Raw genomic sequence first — 20,513 nt, 5'->3', positions numbered from 1 at the left:
CTAGCTGGAATGCACCAGCTTGATGGCCGGCTCGCCGCCGCTGGCATCGAACCGCGCGCGGGCCGCTTGCACCAGCGCGCCATTGCGTTCGGCGAAGTCGCGCACACTGTCGGCCAGCTCCAGCAATTCGCGACCGAGTTCGGTCAATTCGTAGTCCACCCGCGGCGGAATGGTCGCGAACATGGTGCGCGTTACAAATCCGTCCCGCTCCAGGTCGCGCAGGGTCAGTGTCAGTGTCTTCTGCGAGATGCCGCCCGCGCGCTTGAGGTCGTTGAACCGGCGGGCCTCGACCCGCAGCATGGTGATGACGGTCAGCGTCCATTTGCCCGGTCTTGCCAGCAACGCGTCGGTGACGTCGTGACGATTGGGTGCGGACTGACTGGCCATGGCGAACCTCGATATACTGGTCGAGGCTCGGATATGGGTCGCGATTGCGCGACTACCAGAGCCGCCAGGCATTAAACTTTGACATGGCTGCTATTCTCAAGGGCGGCGAAGCCGCTCCTGCCCAGGGCAGTTAAACCCGCATGAAGCTGAAATAAAAGCTGACCAGGCGCCCTTCGCGGCGCGCTTTCTGTTCGTAACGGGTAGCCTCCCAGCCGGGATAGGGCTCGTGCCACCCGCCTGGATTTTCGGGCGCGAAGCTAAACTGCGGCGCGCGCACGATATGCGCCAGCGTCCAGTTGGCATAATCCTCGATATCGGTGGCGAAATGAAACTGGCCACCCGGACGGATGACACGCGCCAGTTCCGCCAGCGTCGTGGGCGACACGAAACGGCGCTTGTGATGGCGCGTCTTCGGCCACGGATCGGGATAGAGCAGGTAGATCTCGTCGATCGACGCCTCCGGCAGCTGCATCAGCAGCTTGAGCGCGTCGTCGGTATAAAGGCGGATATTGGCCAGCTTCTGCGCGGCAATGGTCTGCACCATCTTGCCGATGCCGCCGGTAAACACTTCGCAGCCGATATAGCCGGTATCAGGATGCCTGCCGGCCTCGAGCGCCAGGTGCTCGCCGCCACCATAGCCGATCTCGATGATGATCTTCTGCGCCTCGGGGAAGAGCGTCCGCGGATCGAGAGCACCCGTCAGCTTGATCTCCAGCGCCGGCAGGGTGGCATCGAACACCGCCTGCTGGCCGTCATGCAGTTTCTTGCCGGACCGCCGCCCGAAAAAGGCGCGTGGCTCGCCCGTCAGGGTCTTGGGTAGCTGGTGATCGGGCTTGGTCATGGGGCCTGCATAACAAAATGCCCGGACCCTTGAACAGGGGCCGGGCATCGATGATTGATGAACGGGAATTACTTGACCGCGGCCTTGAGCGCGCCGACGAGATCGGTCTTTTCCCAGGAGAAGCTGCCGTCACGACCCGGCTTGCGGCCGAAATGGCCATAGGCCGAGGTCCGGGCATAGATGGGCTTGTTGAGATCGAGATGGGTGCGGATGCCGCGCGGGGTCAGGTCCATCACCTTGGCCAGCGCGGCTTCCACCACCGATTCCTCGACCTTGCCCGTGCCGTGCAGGTCCACATAGATCGACAGCGGCTGTGCCACGCCGATGGCATAGCTGAGCTGGATCGTGGCCCGATCGGCGAGACCGGCCGCAACCACGTTCTTGGCGAGATAGCGCGCCGCATAGGCGGCCGAGCGGTCGACCTTGGTCGGGTCCTTGCCCGAAAAGGCGCCGCCGCCATGCGGGGCCGCGCCGCCATAGGTATCCACGATGATCTTGCGGCCGGTAAGGCCCGCATCGCCATCGGGACCACCCACCACGAACTTGCCGGTCGGGTTGACGTGCCAGACCGTGTCCTTGGTGATCCAGCCCTCGGGCAGGGCTTCGCGGATATAGGGCTCGACAATCTTGCGGACGTCGGCCGAGGTCAGGTTCTCATCCAGATGCTGGGTCGACAGCACGATCTGGGTGACGCCGACCGGCTTGCCATCCTCGTAGCGCACGGTGACCTGGCTCTTGGCATCGGGCCCCAGTTTGCCGGCCGGGCCATTATTGGCCTTGCGGGCGGTGGTCAGCGTCTCGAGGATCTTGTGCGCATAATAGATCGGCGCCGGCAGCAGTTCGGGCGTCTCGCGGCTGGCATAGCCGAACATGATGCCCTGGTCGCCCGCGCCCACATCCTTGTTGCCGGTTTCGTCGACGCCCTGCGCGATGTCGGCCGACTGGCCATGCAGCAGCACGTCGATCTTGACGGTCTTCCAGTTGAAGCCTGGCTGCGCATAGCCGATGGCCTTGATGGCCTTGCGGGCCGCCGACTTGAACTTGGATGGATTGACCACCGGATGGCCGGCGGCATCGAGCAGCACCTTGCCGTCCTTGCCCTTCTTGAGCAGGGTTTCGGGCACGCGGACCTCACCGGCGATCACCACCCGGTTGGTGGTGGCGAGCGTTTCGCAGGCAATGCGGACCTGGGCGGGATCCATGCCGGTCTTCTTGGCTTCACGGAAAACCAGGTCGACGATTTCGTCGGAAATCCGGTCACAAACCTTGTCCGGATGACCCTCCGAGACCGATTCGGAGGTGAAAAGATAGGAAGACCGTGCCAACCAAAATCCCCTTAACATGCCGAAAATCGCTCAAAACGAGCAATTATGGGGAGGTTTGTGACATTGGCAGGCCCGCCGGTCAAGCGGGATATAAAGAAAGCTTTATGCCCGCAGCGCGTTTTTGGAGCATGGCTTGGCGGGGAGGTGTCGCGACACTCGTGGGCAGCATCGAGCAGCGAACACAGGACCGAAGCCCTTCCTCGAGGGGGAGGGAAAAAAGAAAAACCCCGGCCACGACATCTGTCGTGACCGGGGTCCAAAACTTGGTGCCCAGAAGAGGACTCGAACCTCCACACCTTGCGGTACACGGACCTGAACCGTGCGCGTCTACCAATTCCGCCATCTGGGCAAGCGGTGGTGTAACTAGGGGCAGCGCCTGACGATGTCAACCGGCATTCGTGCGCGCCTCACCAGTTAGCCCCATCCCAGTGTTTGATGCCGTTGCGATCGACAGGAACGGGCGGTTCCAGGCAATTGACATTGATCATCACCAGTTCGTTGCCTTTGCCGTCGCTGCCGCGGGAAAACGATTCGATGCCGCAGGTCTTGCAGAACAGGTGGTCGATCGTCTCGGTGCTGAAGTGATAGACGCTGAGATTGGCCTCGCCGCTCTCCAGCCTGAAGTCGGACGCCGGCACCGATTGCATGACCCAGCCCAGCCGCCGGCAGCGCGAGCAGTTGCAGTCGCCCAGGGAGCTCAGGTCCGTGGTGGCGGTGTAGCGCACCGCGCCACAATGGCATTGGCCATGGTAAGTCTTCATGTCGGGCATTGGTGCCTCCTTGTGGAGAACAAAACAAGAACAAATGCGGCGTGGTGTCAAGCCCCTTGTGGGCTTGCTGCCCTCGACAGCGGCGGCGGCTATGCGATAGAAGCGGAGCCAACCAAGCCTGTTGCCGGAGCCCAGAATGGACAGAATTGAACCCAGACTCGTCACCATTTTTGGCGGTTCGGGCTTTGTCGGCACCCAGATCGTGCAACTACTGGCCAAGCGCGGCCATCGCATCCGCGTCGCCGTGCGCCGGCCCGACCTGGCCGGCCATACCAGGATGTTCGGCAGCGTCGGCCAGATCGTGCCGATCCAGGCCAATGTGCGCAATGCCGCTTCGGTGCGCCATGCGGTAGCCGGCGCCGATATCGTCATCAACCTGGTGGGTGTCGGCCATTCGCGCGGCGCGCAGACCTTTGAGGCCGTGCATGTCGACGGTGCCGCCAACATTGCCGCCGCTGCCAAGGCCGCCGGCGCCTCGAAGCTGGTGCATATGTCGGCGCTTGGCGTCGACAAGGCAGCCGAAGTCAGCACCTATGCCGCCAGCAAGCTGGCTGGCGAAGAGGCCGTGCTCAAGGCCTTCCCCGATGCCATCATCATGCGGCCCTCGCTGCTGTTCGGGCAGGGCGATGGCTTCTTCAACCTGATGGGTGCCCTGGCGCGCATGCTGCCGGTGCTGCCCGTCATCGGCGGCGATACGCGGTTCCAGCCCGCCTATGTCGGCGACGTGGCCGAGGCCTTTGCGCTGGCTGCCGAGGGTCAGGTCAAGTCCGGCCGCATCTACGAGCTGGGCGGGCCGCAGATCGAGACCTATAGGCAGCTGCTGGTTCGCATCCAGCGCGAAGCCGGTCGCAACCGCCCCATGCTGCCGCTGCCATCGAGCCTGGCCAAGCTGCTGGCCCTGCCTTTCGCCATCCTGCCCTTTCCGCCTCTGCTGACCGCGGACCAGGTCGAACTGCTCGGCGTCGACAATGTCGTTTCCGATGCCGCCATCAAGGACAAGCGAACCTTCGCCGCCTTCGGCATCACACCCACGGCGATGGATGCGATCCTGCCCACCTACATGTATCGCTATCGCAAGCACGGCCAGTTCGACCGCGACAACGCCCCGGCGCCCATCCTTTAGGGCGACGACCGATTGAATCGCAGTGCATCCCCTCCCGTCCGGCACCCCGGGCGGGATTTTCTTTGGCGCGCCCGCGCGTTGATTTGCCCACCGATCGGCCACGCCACCAGCCGTCACATCAGGGCTTGACCCGAGGGCTCTGCACTTAACGATCGTTCCGCGAGTGCAACCCCCTCGGGTCAGGCCCTGACGTGACGCGCGGTCGGTGCGGGAGCAAAGCGCCACGGGCGTTTCGTCGCCCGCCAGAAACAATCGTAAGATATATCTTGAAATCGCCAGAATGGACGCCGATCTTTGGTCTCAGTGAAACGAAAGATATATCGGAGACCCATCATGAGTGGATATTGGAAGGACGGCGAGCCCAATTGGCGCCGCATGGAAGCCATGGCCCGCCGCGGCTGGGGGCGCTTCGCCGCCGGCGTCGAGAGTGGCGAAGGCTGGGGCAATATGGGCGGCAATTTCCGCATCGGCCGCATGCTCGCTTCCGGCGACCTGCGCCTTGTCGCGCTGTACCTGATCGAGCAGCAGCCACGCCATGGCTATGACCTGATCAAGGCCATCGAGGAAAAGTCGGCCGGCTTCTATACGCCGAGCCCCGGCATCGTCTATCCGGCGCTGACCTTCCTTGAGGAAGCCGGCTACGTGACCTCGCAGGCCGATGGCAACAAGAAGCTCTATACCATCACCGATGAGGGCAGGGCGCATCTCACCGATAACCGGGAGGCCATCGAATCCACCCTGTCCTTCCTGGCCAAGGCGGGCGAGCAGATGAACCGCTTCCGCGAATTCGCCAAGGCTGACTGGCCCTTCGGGCGCAGTGAAGCAGGCCCGGGCCCCGATTTCGGCAACCGCCCGCCGCGCGGCCATGGCTGGGATCCCCAGGCTGGACCCGAAGCCGATCGCGACCTCAAGGATGTGGTGCCCGAACTCAACGACGCCCGTCGCGACCTCAAGGCCGCCATCAAGAAGGCGCGCCGCGCCTCCGAGGACCAGCAGCGCCACGTCGCCGAAATCCTCAAGCGCGCCGCTGCCGAGATCGAAGCGCTGGGCGACGACGAGGTCGATATCTAGAACAAAAAGGGCGGCGCGCAATCGCCGCCCTTTTCAGCGCCAGAGACCCAGGATCAGGCCCATCACGGCAAAGCCTATTGTAAGGTAGCCGCCATTGATCAGCGCATAGCTGAGTGGCCGGCGCTCGAACAGACTGATGACACCGACGCTGAGCGCCGCCCATCCCAAGCCGGCGGCAAGGGCGGCACCGATGGCAAAGCCAAGCGTGGTTTCCGGCCCGGCGATGAAGAAGGCCAGATTGGCCGCCATCACCAGGCACAGCAAGAAGGCCACGCCGAAAATAACCGCCGGATTGCCGCGCGCCATGTCGGCATCGCTGATATTGCCCGCGCGCCGCCAGGCCTTGTCGAACAGGACGGGCGAGTACCAGACTCCCCCGATGACGAACATCGATATGGCCGCGGCGACCACCGCCAGCCAGTTCACTTCAGGCATCGCTTGCCCTCCCTTTGCGCCGCTCGATCATGCCTGCAGCATCCGGGCGCCGTCTTGTAGATTTCCGCATGCCGGCGACACCAGCAGAGGCAGGAAATCGGTGAGGCCGGCATAGCGCGTCGCATAGGCCCCGGGGGTCATGCCGGCAAAGGCCACGAATTCGTGGCTGAGATGGGACTGGTCGAAATAGCCTTCGGCGCTGGCGAGGTCTGACCAATCGGGCGGCGCGCCGGCCGCCATGCTGCCGATCACCCGCTGGAAGCGGCGCATGCGGGCATAGTGCTTGAGGCTGGTGCCGAGCCAACGCTGGGCGAGGAGCTGGATAGCGCGTTCGGAGCGGCCGGTTTCCTCCACCAGCGCGCGGATCGGCAGCCCGCCGGTGCTGATCCGGCTGGTGAGGTGTGCGATCAGCGGGTCGCGGCGCACCGGGCCGCCGCTGCGTTCGAGCAGCCAGCTCTCGGCCAGCGCAAATTTCTCCCTTGGGCTAAGGCCCGCCAGCAGCCGGTCGCGCAGGCTGGCTGCTGCAGAACCCAGCACCGCGTCGAGTTCGAATACCCCGTCAGCCAGCGCGCTGGCCGTTGTGCCGATAAAGGGCCAGGCGCCGCCCGGCGTAAAGCTGATGACCAGCATCTCGGCCATCGGCTGCGCCTCGACGATGATCGGTCTGCCATGAACGCCCGAAATCCAGGCCTTGCGGAAATCGTCGCCCTCGGGCCCGGCCTCGTCGCGAAACAGGCGCTTGGGCCGGTCACTGAGATCGACGACGATCTCGATCACGCCATCGGGAAGCAGTTTCTCGCGCTGGTAGTCGGGCACGAAACCGGAAAAATGCACCATGGCAGCGACACAGTCGCTGAGATGGGGGCCGGGATGGTGTAGCGCCATTTCCATATGGCCAGCAAAGCCTGCTCGCGACGCGCTGACAAGGCCTTCGCAGGCGGGGACTAACATGTTAGTGCTTGGCCATGCAGCAAGCCACTCTTCCCCCCTCCGCCCTCCACCAGCCCATGCCTGACCGCCAGGCGGCCGGTGAACGTGTCGCCCTCAGGCTCAAGGGCAAGGTCCAGGGGCGCATCCATACCGATCCACTGATGACCTATGCCTGGAGCGGCGACGCCAGCTCCTACCGGCTGGTTCCGGCGGTCGTGGTCTTCATCAATTCCGAGGACGAGGTTCGCGCCGTCATGGCGGCAGCCCGCGCCGAGGGGCTGCCGATCACCTTCCGGGCCGCCGGCACCTCGCTTTCGGGCCAGGCGGTGACCGATGGCGTGCTGGCCGTGCTCGGCGATGGCTGGCGCAAGCTCGACATTCACCCGGGGGCCGAGCAGATCACGCTGGGGCCATCGATCATCGTGGCTAATGCCAACAGGGCGCTAAAGCCCTTCAACCGGAAGATCGGGCCTGATCCGGCCAGCCAGGCCACCTGTAAGATCGGTGGCGTGGTCAACAACAATTCGTCCGGCATGTGCTGCGGCGTGGCGCAGAACACCTACCACACCATGGCGCGGCTGCGCCTCGTGCTGACCGATGGCACCATGCTGGATTCGGGCGATGCGGCGAGCCGCGAGGCATTCCGCAACAGCCACGGCACCATGCTCGAGGGCCTGCACCGGCTCCATCACGAGGTGATGGACGATGCCGAGCTGGTTGCACTGATCCGGAAAAAGTACCGCATCAAGAATACGGTCGGCTATTCGCTCAATGCCCTGGTCGATTACCACGACCCGCTCGATATCCTCATCCACCTCATGGTGGGTTCGGAAGGCACACTCGGCTTCGTTTCCGAGGTGACCTACAAGACCGTGCCCGAGCATCCCTTCAAGGCCACGGCGCTGGTGCCGTTCCCCGACCCGCAATCGGCCGGCCGCGCCATCATCGAAATGGCCAATGGCGGCGTGCAGGTCACGACGGGCGTCACCGCCGCCGAATATATCGAGCGGCGCGCCCTGGCGACGGTGGAGCATTTGCCGCCCATGGCGCCGCTGCTGCCCTGGCTGACCGATAACTCGCCAGCCGTGCTGATCGACGTCACCGCCCCCGACGCCGCCACGTTGGCCACCGAAACCGCCAGGGCGGTGGAGCTGCTGGCGCGGCATGGCGCCACCCATATCGATTTTTCCACCGATGAAGCGCGCAGCCATGCCCTTTGGGATATCCGCAAGGGCTTCTTCGCCTCGGGCGGCGCGGCCCGACCCAAGGGCACGTCCATGCTGACTGAAGACGTGGCGGCCCCGATCGAGCGGCTTGCCGACTTCGTCATCGACATGCGGCAATTGCTCGACGACCACGGCTATGAAGATGCCATCATCTTTGGTCACGCGCTGGCGGGAAACCTGCATTTCCAGATGAGCGACGACTTCGCCCAGCCCGGATCGGCGGAAAAGTTCGATCGCTTCTCGCATGATCTGTCGCAACTGGTCTCGGTGCAATATGGCGGCTCGCTCAAGGCCGAGCACGGCACCGGCCGCGCCATCGCGCCCTTTGTCGAAGCCGAATGGGGCAGCAAGGCCTATGGCCTGATGTGGCGGATCAAGCAGCTGTTCGATCCGGAAAACCTGCTCAATCCGGGCGTGCTGCTCAATCCCGACGACAAGATCCACATCAAGCATCTCAAGGTCATGCCGCTGGCCGATGAGCTGGTCGATCTCTGCATCGAATGCGGCTTCTGCGAGCCGGCCTGTCCCAGCCACCAGATGACCCTGTCGCCGCGCCAGCGCATCGCCGTCACCCGCGAGCGGGAACGGCTGCGGCGCAGTGGCGAAGATCCGGCACGGCTCAAGCGCCTGGACGAGGACTTTCAATATGCCGGCCTCGATACCTGCGCCGCCTGCAATCTCTGCTCGCTGCGCTGCCCGGTCGGCATCGAGACAGGGACGATGATTATCGGCCAGCGCGCGCAAAGACGTAGCGGCACGGCGCGCGCCGTGGCGGGCTTTGCCGCCGATCATCGCGGCGCGGTCGAATCCATGATGCGTGGCGGCGTGGCCCTGGCCGACATGGCCCGCACCGTGATCCCAGCCCCGGCCATGGAGGCCATCACCGATTCGGCACGCCGCCTGACGGGCAGGCGCGTTCCCCGCCTGTCCCGAGCCCTGCATCACGGGCCGGGATCACTCAAAGCAGCACCCGACCGGCAGGATCCCCGCCAGACCGGCTTTCCCGTGCCCATCGCCCAGACCGGTCGTCCATCCATCGTCTATTTCCCCAGCTGCGCCACCCGCATGTTCGGGGCACCCAGGACGGAGCACGATCTGCTCGCCGTGCCCGATGCCATGCTGGCGCTCCTGACGCGGGCCGGCTTCGACGTCATCATGCCCGAGCATCTCAATGGCCAATGCTGCGGCCAGCCCTTCCAGTCCAAGGGTTTCCCCGAACAGGCGGCCGAAGTCGGCGGGGCGCTCAAGCGCGAGCTCTCGGCGCTGTCGGATGCCGGCCGGCTCAGTGTCGTCACCGACGCCTCCACCTGCGCCAAGCACCTGCGCGAATTCCCCGGCGATGCCCCCGTGCTCGATTCCAGCCAGTTCCTGCTCAGCCAGCTGCTGCCGCGCCTGACCATTACCCGCAAGCTCCCCGTCGTGGCCGTGCATCACAACTGCTCGGCCCAGCGGCTGGCCGAACAGCCCATGACCGAGGCCATTGCCCGCGCCTGCGCCGACGAGATTGCGGTGCTCAGCTCGGTCACCTGCTGCGGCTATGCCGGCGACAAGGGCCTGTTCTTCCCCGAGCTCAACGCCCACGCGACCCGCTTCGCCAAGGCCGACATTCCTGCCGGCTGCACGCTCGGCGTCTCGACGGTCAGCACCTGCGCCTCGGGTCTCAGCGAACATGCCGGCGTGCCGTTCGTGGGCCTGGCAAGCCTGCTGGAATGGGCGACGCGCTAATGTCGCCTCTTCCCCCTCTCCTGCAGGGAGAGGGGGAAGGTTGGCATCCTTGATGGGACAGGCTACTGAACCCGCTTCAGCAAGCCCGGACCCCGATGACAACCACCACCACTATCACCAGCCTCGGCCACAAGGGCGAGGGGGTTGCCGAGATCGACGGCCGCAAGGTCTTCGTGCCGCTGGCGCTGCCGGGCGAAACCGTCGAGATATCGATCGACGGCGACCGCGGCACCCTGCTGGGCGTCATCACCCCGGCCCCCAACCGCATCGAGCCATTCTGCCCGCATTTCGGCGCCTGTGGTGGCTGCCAGCTCCAGCATCTGGCTCGGCCCGACTACGAGGCCTTCAAGATCGGGCTGGTGGAAACGCCGCTGCGCTTTGCCGGCATCGAACAGAAGGTTGTCAGTTTCATCGACGCATCCGGCAATGGCCGGCGCCGCGCCACTCTGCATGCGCGCCGCGAAGGCGCCGGCTATATGCGGCTGCGCAGCCACCAGGTGCATGACCTCGATACCTGCCCCATCCTGGTGCCCGGGCTGGCCCGCGCCCCCGATATTGCCCGGGCGGTGATGCAGGCGGTCGGCGAGGCCGATGTGAGCTTCACCGCCACGCTATCGGGCCTCGATGTTGCCATCCGCACCGAGAAAAAGCAGGCCCGGACCGATCGCGTCGCGCCGCTGGTCGGCCGCTTCAAGCTGGCGCGGCTGGCCCTCAATGGCGAAATGGTGCTGCAGGCGCAGCCGCCCATCGTCGAAATGGGCAAGGCGCGGGTGGAATTGCCGATCGGCAGCTTCCTCCAGGCCACCGAGGCCGCCGAACAGGCGCTGGCCGATTATGTGGTCAATGCCGTGGGCAAGGCCAAATCGGTGGCCGACCTGTTCTGCGGCGTCGGACCCTTTGCCCTGCGGCTGGCCGAACAGCGCCCGGTCACCGCCTTCGACAGCGACAAACCGGGCATTGCCGCCCTGGACAAGGCGCGACGGTTCACCAAAGGGCTGCGCGAAATCACCGCCAGGGCCCGCGACCTGTTCCGCGATCCGCTGACCCAGTTCGAACTCGACTATGAGGCGGTGGTGCTCGACCCACCCCGCGCGGGCGCCGAGGCGCAGGTCAGGGAGCTGGCCAAGTCCAGGGTCAGGACCGTGGTCATGGTGGCTTGCGATCCCAGGACCTTTGCCCGCGATGCGGCCATTCTGGTGGCAGGTGGCTACAACATGGGCGCAATTGTCGCAGTCGACCAGTTCGCCCAGTCGGCCCATGTCGAGATTGCTGCCACATTTGGCCGCTAAACGTGATCTCAACAGCGCGCAACCGAAGTGACAAGGCCGCGTTAGCTAACCATCAACCAACCTTGATCGCGACTGCGTGGGGCGGCGTGTCGCATGGAGATAGAACCATGCACTTTTTGAAGACCACTTTTGCTATCGGTGCCCTTTGCGTTGCCGCTGCTCTGCCGACTCTGGCCCAGGACGCGGCGGCTCTGCCCAACGGCACCTTCGTTGACGAATTCGGCACGTCGTTTGAATTCTCGCTGTGCGGCGAGGACAATACCGACCTGTGCGGTGTGCTGACCAACCTCGAGGGCGCTTCGGCCACCCCGGAAAATCTGGCCTTTGTCGGCAAGAAGGTGATGCAGGCCGAGCAGGTCGCGCCCGGGGAATGGAAGGGCTCGCTGACGGCCGGCGGCATCAGCGCCGAAGCCACCGTTACCCAGGTGAGCGAAGATACGATCGAAATCCAGGGTTGCCGCGCGGCAATCCTCTGCCAGACGCTGGCTTATAGCCGCGCCTAAGGCCCAAGATGGAAAAACCCCCGGAGCTTGCTCCGGGGGTTTTTCTTGTCGCGCTTTTGCGGTCAGCACACCGTGGCGACCCGCTCCTTGATCACGGCCAGGACCTCGTCGCCCGGTCGCTTCCACCAATTGTCCTGGCTGAAGATTTCCACTTCCTGCGGACCGTGGAAGCCGGCGTCCTCGATCATATTCCGGATGCCCTTGAGGTCGATCACCCCGTCGCCCATCATGCCGCGATCGAGCAGCATGTCCTTGGTCGGCACCAGCCAGTCGCAGATATGGTGGGCGAAAATGCGCTTCATCCGCCCGGCACGGGCAATCGCCCGCGCGAGATAGGGGTCCCACCAGACGTGATAGACGTCGATGGCGACGCCGACGGTTTCGCCCAGCGTTTCGCAGATATCGAGCGCCTGGTCGATCGTGTTCACACAGGCCCGGTCGGCCGCATACATCGGATGCAGCGGCTCGATGGCGATCTTGATGCCGCTGGCCCTGGCATGGGGCAGCATGGCGGCAATGCCGTCGCTGACCATCTGCCGCGCGCCGGCAATATCCTTGCTTGAGCCGGGCAAGCCACCCACCACCAGCACCAGGCAATCGGCATTGAGCGCCGCGGCTTCATCGATGGCGCGCAGGTTGTCGTCGATATTGGCTTGGCGGCCGGCGGCGGTCTCGGCGGGGAACATGCCGCCGCGGCAGACGCCCGTAACCCGGATCTTGTTGTCGCGCACGATGCGCGCCGCTTCATCGAGCCCAATGGCGGCGATCTGGTCGCGCCAGGGCGAAATGGCGGTGATGCCTGATCGCAGGCACCCATCCACGGCCTCGGCAAAGCCCCAGACCTGGCGCGTGGTGGCGAGGTTCAGCGAGATGACGGTGTCGGCGCTCATTGTTCTGTTTCCCCACCAAATGTCGAACAATCCTCAACGTCATTCCCGCGCAGGCGGGAATCCACCCGTTGATGGTCTCCGGTTGAAGAAAGAATGGATTCCCGCCTGCGCGGGAATGACGTCGTGGGGCTGGGAACCATGGTCATGCCACCACCCCGTGCACGGCCAGCACCGCCTTCATGCGGCTCGCCGCCAGATCGGGATCAGCCAAGACGCGCGCCTTGTCGGCGAGGCGGAACAGCTCAGCCAGATGCTGCAGCGAGCGGGTCGATTGCTGGCCGCCGATCATGCTGAAATGGTCCTGCAGTCCGTTGAGATAGGCGAGGAACACCACGCCCGTCTTGTAGAACCGCGTCGGCGCCGCGAAGATATGGCGGCTCAGCGGCACGGTGGGTTCGAGCAGGTCGTAGAATTCGCTGCTATTGCCCTTGCCCAGCGCGGCGAGGCCCGCCGAGGCAGCGGGGGCGATGGCATCGAATATTCCGAGCAAAGCGTGGGAATAGCTCTGATCGTCGCCGGCAATGAGTTCGGCATAGTTGAAGTCGTCGCCGGTATACATCTTGACCGAGGCGGGGAGCCGCCGGCGCATGGCGATTTCCTTTTCGGCCGACAGCAGCGAAATCTTGATGCCGTCGACCTTGGCTGCATTGGCGGCGATGACGTCGAGGCAGACATCCATGGCCGCGTCGTGGTCGACATTGCCCCAATAGCCCGAAAGGGCCGGATCGAACATCTCGCCCAGCCAATGCATGATGACCGGCTGTTTGACCTGGCTGAGGATGCGGCCATAGACGCGCGCATAATCGTCCGGTGACTTTGCCGCAGCCGCCAGCGCGCGGCTCGCCATCAGGATGACGCGGCCACCCTCGGCCTCGACGAAGCCGACCTGCTCTTCATAGGCGGCGATGATCTGGTCGATGCTGACATCGGGCCCGGGCATCAGGTGATCGGTGCCGGCGCCATAGGCGATGAGGCTGTCGTCGCGGGTCCGCGCTTCGGCCTGGGCGCGGCGGATCAGCTCCTGCGCTTCGGGCCAGCCCAGACCCATGCCGCGCTGGGCGGTATCCATGGCCTCGGCGACACCGAGCCCCAGATCCCAGAGACGATGGCGGAATTTGAGGGTGGTGTCCCAATCGATGGCAGGGGTAAGCCAGGGGTCGTTGCTGGCCAGCGGATCGGCCACGACATGGGCGGCCGCATAGGCGATGCGATTGAATTCGCTCGCCTTGAACTTGACGAAGGGAATTGGCTCGCCCGTCAGCGTGTAGCTGCTGATGGAACGGTCGGCATTGGGCAGGTTGATACTGGTCATGTTCGGGCTCCGAAAGGTCCCCTCACCCGGCGCTGCGCGCCGACCTCCCCCCAAAGGGAGAGGTGAAGAGGTCACTGTGGCTGGTCTTGCGACACCTCTCCCTTTGGGGGAGAGGTCGGCCCAACGGGCCGGGTGAGGGGGCCTTGGCCCCCACGACGTGTGTCAGAATTCCAGCTTCGGCACGTCGAGCCAGCGGCGTTCGGCCCAGGACTTCAACCCCAACTCGGCCAGTTGCACGCCCTTGGCGCCGGCTTCGAGGCCATAGGGCCAGGGCGCATCCTCGGCGACATGCTTGAGGAACATTTCCCACTGCGCCTTGAAGCCGTTCTGGGCCGGCCAGTTGTCCGGCACCTCTTCCCAGTCGCCGAAGAAGTCCATGGTCTGCGGCTGGTCGGGGTTCCACACCGGCTTGGGTGTGTTGACGCGATGCTGGCTCCAGCATTTGTGGAGGCCCGCCACGGCCGAGCCATGCGTGCCATCGACATGGAAGGTGACGAGATCGTCGCGGCGGACGCGGGTGGTCCAGCTCGAATTGATCTGGGCGATCACGCCGCCTTCAAGTTCGAACGTGGCATAGGCCGCATCGTCCGTATCGGCCTTGTAGCGGTTGCCCTTCTCGTCGACGCGCTCGGGGATATGGGTGGCGCCCAGGCACGAGACGGCCTTGACCTCGCCGAAGAGATTGTCGAGCACATAGCGCCAGTGGCACAGCATATCGAGAATGATGCCGCCGCCATCGGCCTTGCGATAGTTCCAGCTCGGGCGCTGCGCCGGCTGCCAGTCGCCCTCGAACACCCAATAGCCGAACTCGCCGCGCACCGAGAGAATGTCGCCGAAAAACCCGGAGTCGCGCAGCATTTTCAGCTTCATCAGACCGGGCAGGAACAGCTTGTCCTGCACCACGCCATGCTTGAGGCCCGAGGCGCGGGCGGTTTTGGCGAGGTTCACGGCGATCTCGAGCGAGTCAGATGTCGGCTTTTCGCAATAGACATGCTTGCCGGCGGCCAGGGCCTTCTCGATCAGGCTGGCGCGCATCAGCGTGGTGCCGGCATCGAAGAACACCGTGTCTTCAGGATTGGCCAGCGCGGCGTTGAGGTCCGAGCTCCAACGCTTGATGTCGTGCTTTTTCGCCAGCCGCTCGATCTTGTCGGCGTCGCGGCCGACAATGATGGGATCGACCACGAGACGGTCGCCATTGCTGAGCATCACGCCGCCCTGGTCTCTGATCGCCAGGATCGAGCGCACCAGGTGCTGGTTGTAGCCCATGCGCCCTGTGACGCCGTGCATGATGAGTCCGAGCCGTCTATCCGCCATTAAAGCCTCCCAAATCGCCTTGCGCGTGTAACTGATTAGTTACTTAGCTACACTTGATGGGACGGTGGCGTCAAGTCTCCGTAGCGCTCATGCTGCAACCCGCAGCGACCATCGGCCTTTACCCGGCTCCCCGGCGCTGTTATCTGGTTACGGCGATATGCGCGGGTAACTGACCCGTTCGCAACGAGGGGCCATGGATCAGCGACCTGCGGAAAAGGCAGCGCCGGTAAAGCGCGCGCGGAACTCGGAAAAGACCAAGGCGGCAATCCTCGTCGCCGGGCGGGCCGAATTTGCCGAGCGGGGTTTCGAGGGCGCGCGCGTCGACGCCATTGCCGCCCTGGCCGGTGCCAACAAGCGGCTGCTCTACCACTATTTCGGCAACAAGGAGGACCTCTACCGCGCGGTGCTCCTCGACGCCTATCAGGAGATCAGGCGGGGCGAGCGGGCTCTCAGCCTTGACCAATATGGCCCGGTCGACGCCATGGACCGGCTGGTGCGGTTCACCTTCCGCCACTTCCTGGCCAATCCCTGGTTTCCGCGCCTGCTCAATACGGAGAACCTCGAAAACGCCCGTTTCCTCAAGACCTTGCCCGATATCCTGGCGCTGCATTCCCCGCTGGTGGGACAGATTACCACCATCGTCGAGCGCGGCGCGGAACTGGGTATCTTCCGCCGCGATGTCGATCCGGTGCAGCTCTATATCTCGATCGCCGCTTTGGGCTTCTTCTACGTCTCCAACATGGCCACCCTGTCGGTGATCTTCGCCCGCGACCTCTCCGGCATCGACATGGTGCAGGAACGCGAGGCCCAGGCCGTGCAGATGGTACTCGACTATCTCCGCACCAAGCCGGCGTAGACGCGAGGGGTATGCTCCGAGCGTAGGCTGCCCCTCACTCCAGCGGCGGCAGCACCGTGGCGGCCGCTTCGCGCAGGTTCTCGATGAGTTCGGCGACGCGAGGCTCCTCGGCGCGCTCCTGCAACACATAGATGCCGATCAGGCTCCGGGGCGTTGCTTCGGTCACCTCGATCTGGCGCAGGCCGCGACGGACGAATTCGTCGGCCATCACCTCGGTATGGCTGATGACAGCGTCGCTGCGCTCGACATAGTCGAGGCACGCCGCCAGCGAGTTGGAGGCAAAGACATATTTGCCCTGATCGAACGGCGCGCTGCCCGTCGTCGTCCGGCTCCACGCCTCGAAGAAGCGCTGGTGGCGGATTTCGGGCAGTGAACTGGTCACGGCGGGATAGGCCTCGATCTCGGCAATCGACCGCGGCCGGCTGAGCAGGGTGTGGCCTTCGCGCACGAAGTACTTTTGCCCCACCCGCGTCAGCGGGATCAGCCGCGCCCCGGTGCTGCGACTCAGGCCCTCGATTTCATGGGCCACGAACAGCGAGATATCCCCGCTCAGCAGCTGGTCCATGCAGCGCAGCTGGTTGCCTAGGCTCACATGAATGCGCGCATTGGGGTAGGTGCGCGAATAGTCCAGCACCATGTCGCGGATGAAGAGCGTCCACCACGAATAGCCCGAGCCGATGCGCAGCCCCTGCTCGGTGCGGCCGCGCTGGTGGGCGATGGCGTTGAGCGTATTGTCGTAGAGCCGGCGCATCAGCCGCCCGTTCTGGTACAGCGTCTCGCCATATTCGGTGAGCTCCACGCCGCGCGGCGTGCGGATCAGCAGCGGCACGCCCATGGTCTCCTCCAGCTTGCGCATGTTGAAGGTGAGCGTCGGCTGGGTCACGAACAGGGCCGTCGCCGCCGCGGTGATCGTGCCGGCCTCGGCCACTGCCAGGAATTGGTTGAGAAGCTTGTCCACCTGCGCCATCTCCGATCATAGAAGAAATCTATACCGGACAGGATATTTCGTATTTTTCTTTTGGTCGAGACTGCGCCACTGTGCGGACAATAAGACAAGAACGAGCCGGCGAAACGGCATTTGGGAGGGCGACACGCTGCAAGGCGGTGCCGCACAAAATACAGGAAAACAGGCAGAAAGCTGCAGGCATGCCCGCAGGCCGGTAAGAGGAATTCGATGCGTCCGGGCATCTTCCATACAAGTGATTGCCTTGCCGCAAAACTGTGTGCTATGTCGTAACCAGTCGGTTATTTGTGCATTTTGCGTGAGGAGAGCCGGGCAAAAAGCGCGACGGGCAGCGTTGGTGACAACAGCCTCTCCGTCACAGAGAAGTAACCGATTAGTGATTTAGCGGCGGGAAGCTGCGGATCACTTCCAGTTTCAAGGGAGGAAAACCTGATGACTATCCGTATCGATCGCCGCAAGTTCCTGATGGGCAGCTCCGCGCTCGTCGCCGCCGGCGCCGCCGGCGTGATGCCCAGCTGGGCCCAGGCCGCCAGCCTGCGTCTCACTTTCTGGGGCGGCCAGGCCCGTGCCGACCGCACCTATGCCGTGACCGACCTCTATACCGCAGCCAAGGGTACCGCCATCGAGGGTGAATTCCTCGCCTGGAACGACTACTGGCCCAAGCTGGCGACCCAGACGGCCGGCGGCAACGCCCCCGACATCATCCAGATGGACTATCGCTATATCGTCGAATACGCCAAGCGCAACGCCATCGCTCCGCTCGACGAATTCGTCGGCGGCGTGCTCGACCTGTCGACCTTCGACCAGGACCAGCTCGACGGCGGCAAGGTCGATGGCAAACTCTACGGCATTTCGCTCGGTGCCAATTCGGTGGCCATGCTGGTCAACACCACTGCCTTCGAGGAGGCCGGCGTTACCCCGCCGACCAATGACTGGACCTTCGATACGCTGATGGAAATCGGTGAGGCCTTCAAGGCCGCCAACATCCGCGGCGGCATGAAGGCTATCGGCGACGGCTCCTATTCCGAGCCCATGCTGCAGAACTGGCTGCGCCAGCGCGGCAAGGACCTCTATACCGCCGATGGCAAGCTGGCCTTCGACGAGGCCGATGCGATCGAATGGTACACGATGTGGAACAAGCTGCGTGACGCCGGTGTCTGCGTTTCGGCCGAAGATCAGGCCATCGATACCGGTCCGCTCGAAACCACCATGCTGGTGCTCGGCAAATCCGCCATGCTGCAGTCCAACTCCAACCAGCTCGTCGCGTTCCAGACGCTGGTGCAGGACAAGCTTGGCATGGTCGGCTTTCCGCGCGTCGCGGCCGGCGTCGGTGGTGGGCACTACCGCAAGCCCTCGATGTTCTTCTCGGTCGGTGGCTCGTCTGCCAACAAGGAAGCCGCTGCCGACTTCCTCAACTTCTTCATCTCCGATCCGGAAGCCGCCAAGGTGCTCGGCGTCGAGCGCGGCATTCCCTGCCTGCCATCGACCCGTGAAGTCGTTGCGCCCACGCTCGATGAGCAGAGCCAGGTGGCCCTGAACTTCGTGGCCAACCTGGGCGACCTGCTCGGGGCTCTGCCGCCGCCGCCGCCAGCCTCTGCCGGTGAAATTGACGCCTCGCTGATCCGCACGATCGGTCAGGAAGTCGGTTTCGGCGCCAAGACGCCAGAAGAGGGCGCCCGCGACCTGATCGCCGGTGCCAACGATATCCTCAGCCGAGCCTAAGCCATGACCGCGCGCTCTCTTCAATCGGGCGCTTCCGCAAGGGAGCGCGCGGCCACACCTTCACTCTGGTCCCGGATCTGGCAGAATGATGCCCCGGGATACCTGTTTCTCCTGCCATGGCTCATCGGCTTTCTCGGCCTGACCATCGGCCCGATGATCACCTCGCTCTATCTGAGCTTCACCGATTTCGACCTGTTGACCTCGCCCGACTGGGTGGGTGCCAACAACTACATGCGCATGTTCACCAACGATCCCAAATTCTGGGCGTCGATGCGGGTGACCATGTTCTTTGTCGTCTTCTCCGTGCCGCTCAAGCTCGCCTTCGCCCTGGCCGTGGCCATGTTGCTCAATCGCGGCATCAAGGGCCTGCCGATGTATCGGGCGCTGTTCTACCTGCCCAGCCTGCTCGGCGCATCGGTGGCCATCGCCATCCTGTGGCGCCAAATCTTTGCCGGTGACGGTCTCGTCAACAAGCTGCTGCTGGTGTTTGGCATTGAGGGGCCAAGCTGGATTTCCAATCCCAAAACCTCGCTGTGGACGCTGATCATTCTCTCGATCTGGCAGTTCGGCTCGCCGATGATCATTTTCCTGGCCGGCCTCCGGCAGATTCCGCAGGACATGTATGAAGCGGCCAGTCTCGATGGCGCCAGCAAGTGGCGGCAATTCGTCAAGATCACCCTGCCCCTGTTGACGCCGGTGGTGTTCTTCAATGCCATCATCCAGACCATCGAGGCCTTCAAGAGCTTCACGCCGGCCTTCATTATCTCGGGTGGCACCGGCAATCCGATCAACTCGACGCTGTTCTACACGCTCTACCTCTACCAGGAAGCCTTCGGCTTCTTCCGCATGGGCTATGCTTCGGCACTGGCCTGGGTGCTGCTGGCGCTGGTCGGCATCTTCACCGCCTTCTCGTTCCTGACCAGCAAATACTGGGTGCACTACGATGAGTGATGGTCCCGCCAAGCTGACGGTCGTCACCGGCGCGCCGGCCCCCGGCCGCAAGCGCCTGACCTCGATCCTCATCCACGTGGCACTGCTCAGTGCCTCGGTGCTGATGCTCTATCCGCTGCTGTGGCTGCTGGCCGCTTCGTTCCGCCCCGAGAACGAGATCTTCACCTCGGCGAGCATCATTCCTTCGGCGTGGAGCATCGACGCCTATATCCGCGGCTGGAACGGCCTGCGGACCAGCTTCGCCACCTTCTATCTCAACAGCTTCATCATTTCCGGCCTGTCGGTGGCGGGCAATGTGATTGCCTGCTCCATGGCCGCCTTCGCCTTCGCCCGGCTGAATTTCAGGTTCAAGAACTTCTGGTTCGCCATGATGCTGATGACGCTCATGCTGCCTTACCAGGTGACGCTGATCCCGCAATATGTGCTGTTCCGCCAGCTCGGCTGGGTGAACACCTTCCTTCCCCTGGTGGTGCCGAAATTCCTCGCCGCCGATGGCTTCTTCATCTTCCTGATGGTGCAGTTCTTCCGTGGCCTGCCCAAGGAGCTCGACGAGGCGGCCCAGATGGACGGCTGCTCGCCCTGGCGCATCTACTGGAAGATCATCCTGCCGCTCTCCATGCCCGTGCTGGCGACGGCCGCCATCTTCACCTTCATCTGGACCTGGGACGATTTCTTCGGCCCGCTCATCTATCTCAGCGAAATGAAATCCTACACCGTCATGCTGGGCCTGCGCACCTTCACCGACTCCACCGGTGAAAGCGACTATGGCGGGCTCTTCGCCATGAGCGTGCTTAGCCTCGTGCCCATCTTCCTATTCTTCCTGTTCTTCCAGCGCCTGCTCATCGAGGGCATCGCCACTACCGGTATGAAACGCTAGAC

Annotated in this window: 19 protein-coding genes and 1 tRNA gene; 9 read left to right on the top strand and 11 right to left on the bottom strand. The window is 63.9% G+C overall.

Features of this window, described 5'->3' with window-relative positions:
* From IH615_RS02830 to IH615_RS02810, 5 genes are all read right to left on the bottom strand, one after another.
* A complete protein-coding gene (locus IH615_RS02830) occupies window positions 1-387 on the bottom strand; it encodes a helix-turn-helix domain-containing protein (protein ID WP_291359632.1) in 387 nt (128 codons plus the stop codon).
* Between the two features lie 130 nt (window positions 388-517).
* Entirely contained in the window at window positions 518-1,228 is a 711-nt protein-coding gene (gene trmB / locus IH615_RS02825) for a tRNA (guanosine(46)-N7)-methyltransferase TrmB (RefSeq protein WP_291359631.1), read from the bottom strand.
* Window positions 1,229-1,296: 68 nt separating this feature from the next.
* Window positions 1,297-2,553 (bottom strand): methionine adenosyltransferase, encoded by a 1,257-nt coding sequence (gene metK / locus IH615_RS02820; RefSeq protein ID WP_291359630.1) that lies wholly within the window; start codon window positions 2,551-2,553, stop codon window positions 1,297-1,299.
* 264 nt (window positions 2,554-2,817) lie between these two features.
* Window positions 2,818-2,902: transfer RNA gene (locus IH615_RS02815), tRNA-Leu, on the bottom strand.
* Between the two features lie 58 nt (window positions 2,903-2,960).
* A complete protein-coding gene (locus tag IH615_RS02810) occupies window positions 2,961-3,323 on the bottom strand; it encodes a GFA family protein (protein WP_291359629.1) in 363 nt (120 codons plus the stop codon).
* Window positions 3,324-3,459: 136 nt separating this feature from the next.
* Here IH615_RS02810 and IH615_RS02805 point away from each other — a divergent pair, with 136 nt between their 5' ends.
* Window positions 3,460-4,446: a complex I NDUFA9 subunit family protein gene (locus IH615_RS02805; RefSeq protein ID WP_291359628.1), complete on the top strand. Its 987-nt coding sequence runs from the start codon at window positions 3,460-3,462 to the stop codon at window positions 4,444-4,446.
* A gap of 333 nt (window positions 4,447-4,779) precedes the next feature.
* On the top strand, window positions 4,780-5,517 hold the full coding sequence (locus IH615_RS02800) for a PadR family transcriptional regulator (protein WP_366484679.1): 738 nt from the start codon (window positions 4,780-4,782) through the stop codon (window positions 5,515-5,517).
* A gap of 33 nt (window positions 5,518-5,550) precedes the next feature.
* Here the strand turns inward: IH615_RS02800 and IH615_RS02795 are convergent, their stop codons facing one another.
* Window positions 5,551-5,952: a DUF1761 domain-containing protein gene (locus tag IH615_RS02795; protein ID WP_291359627.1), complete on the bottom strand. Its 402-nt coding sequence runs from the start codon at window positions 5,950-5,952 to the stop codon at window positions 5,551-5,553.
* A 27-nt stretch (window positions 5,953-5,979) separates the two neighbouring features.
* A complete protein-coding gene (locus IH615_RS02790) occupies window positions 5,980-6,903 on the bottom strand; it encodes a helix-turn-helix transcriptional regulator (RefSeq protein ID WP_291359626.1) in 924 nt (307 codons plus the stop codon).
* Window positions 6,904-6,917: 14 nt separating this feature from the next.
* Here IH615_RS02790 and IH615_RS02785 point away from each other — a divergent pair, with 14 nt between their 5' ends.
* The 3 genes from IH615_RS02785 to IH615_RS02775 all read left to right on the top strand — a co-directional run bounded on the left by IH615_RS02785 (window position 6,918) and on the right by IH615_RS02775 (window position 11,625).
* The gene (locus tag IH615_RS02785; protein WP_291359625.1) at window positions 6,918-9,833 is read left to right on the top strand and encodes an FAD-binding and (Fe-S)-binding domain-containing protein; all 2,916 of its coding nucleotides are present in this window, start codon (window positions 6,918-6,920) and stop codon (window positions 9,831-9,833) included.
* A gap of 95 nt (window positions 9,834-9,928) precedes the next feature.
* Window positions 9,929-11,122, top strand: a complete 1,194-nt coding sequence (locus IH615_RS02780) for a TRAM domain-containing protein (protein ID WP_291359624.1) — start codon at window positions 9,929-9,931, stop codon at window positions 11,120-11,122.
* Between the two features lie 107 nt (window positions 11,123-11,229).
* The gene (locus IH615_RS02775; protein WP_291359623.1) at window positions 11,230-11,625 is read left to right on the top strand and encodes a hypothetical protein; all 396 of its coding nucleotides are present in this window, start codon (window positions 11,230-11,232) and stop codon (window positions 11,623-11,625) included.
* 62 nt (window positions 11,626-11,687) lie between these two features.
* On the opposite strand, the gene IH615_RS02770 is transcribed toward IH615_RS02775, so the two are convergent.
* The 3 genes from IH615_RS02770 to IH615_RS02760 form a co-directional block, all read right to left on the bottom strand.
* A complete protein-coding gene (locus IH615_RS02770) occupies window positions 11,688-12,515 on the bottom strand; it encodes a sugar phosphate isomerase/epimerase family protein (RefSeq protein WP_291359622.1) in 828 nt (275 codons plus the stop codon).
* 142 nt (window positions 12,516-12,657) lie between these two features.
* Window positions 12,658-13,827, bottom strand: a complete 1,170-nt coding sequence (locus IH615_RS02765; protein ID WP_291359621.1) for a dihydrodipicolinate synthase family protein — start codon at window positions 13,825-13,827, stop codon at window positions 12,658-12,660.
* A 162-nt stretch (window positions 13,828-13,989) separates the two neighbouring features.
* Window positions 13,990-15,141, bottom strand: coding sequence for a Gfo/Idh/MocA family oxidoreductase (locus IH615_RS02760; protein ID WP_291359620.1), 1,152 nt, complete (start codon window positions 15,139-15,141; stop codon window positions 13,990-13,992).
* Between the two features lie 193 nt (window positions 15,142-15,334).
* Here IH615_RS02760 and IH615_RS02755 point away from each other — a divergent pair, with 193 nt between their 5' ends.
* A complete protein-coding gene (locus tag IH615_RS02755; RefSeq protein WP_291359619.1) occupies window positions 15,335-15,997 on the top strand; it encodes a TetR/AcrR family transcriptional regulator in 663 nt (220 codons plus the stop codon).
* A 34-nt stretch (window positions 15,998-16,031) separates the two neighbouring features.
* Here the strand turns inward: IH615_RS02755 and IH615_RS02750 are convergent, their stop codons facing one another.
* Window positions 16,032-16,955 carry a LysR family transcriptional regulator gene (locus IH615_RS02750; RefSeq protein ID WP_291359618.1) on the bottom strand — a complete coding sequence of 308 codons (924 nt, stop codon included), beginning with the start codon at window positions 16,953-16,955 and terminating at the stop codon, window positions 16,032-16,034.
* Between the two features lie 438 nt (window positions 16,956-17,393).
* Between IH615_RS02750 and IH615_RS02745 the strand changes: the two genes are divergently transcribed.
* From IH615_RS02745 to IH615_RS02735, 3 genes are all read left to right on the top strand, one after another.
* The gene (locus IH615_RS02745) at window positions 17,394-18,683 is read left to right on the top strand and encodes an extracellular solute-binding protein (protein WP_291359617.1); all 1,290 of its coding nucleotides are present in this window, start codon (window positions 17,394-17,396) and stop codon (window positions 18,681-18,683) included.
* Window positions 18,684-18,686: 3 nt separating this feature from the next.
* Complete coding sequence (locus IH615_RS02740) at window positions 18,687-19,634, top strand: sugar ABC transporter permease (RefSeq protein WP_291359616.1); 948 nt, start codon at window positions 18,687-18,689, stop codon at window positions 19,632-19,634.
* Window positions 19,635-19,737: 103 nt separating this feature from the next.
* Window positions 19,738-20,511 (top strand): carbohydrate ABC transporter permease, encoded by a 774-nt coding sequence (locus IH615_RS02735; protein ID WP_291359678.1) that lies wholly within the window; start codon window positions 19,738-19,740, stop codon window positions 20,509-20,511.
* Window positions 20,512-20,513 lie beyond the last annotated feature (2 nt).

The organism is Devosia sp. (genome assembly GCF_014860165.1).
In the GTDB taxonomy this organism is placed as follows: Bacteria; Pseudomonadota; Alphaproteobacteria; order Rhizobiales; family Devosiaceae; genus Devosia.
The sequence above is the reverse complement of the archived record's forward strand: the minus strand, read 5'-3'. Positions and strand labels throughout refer to the sequence as shown.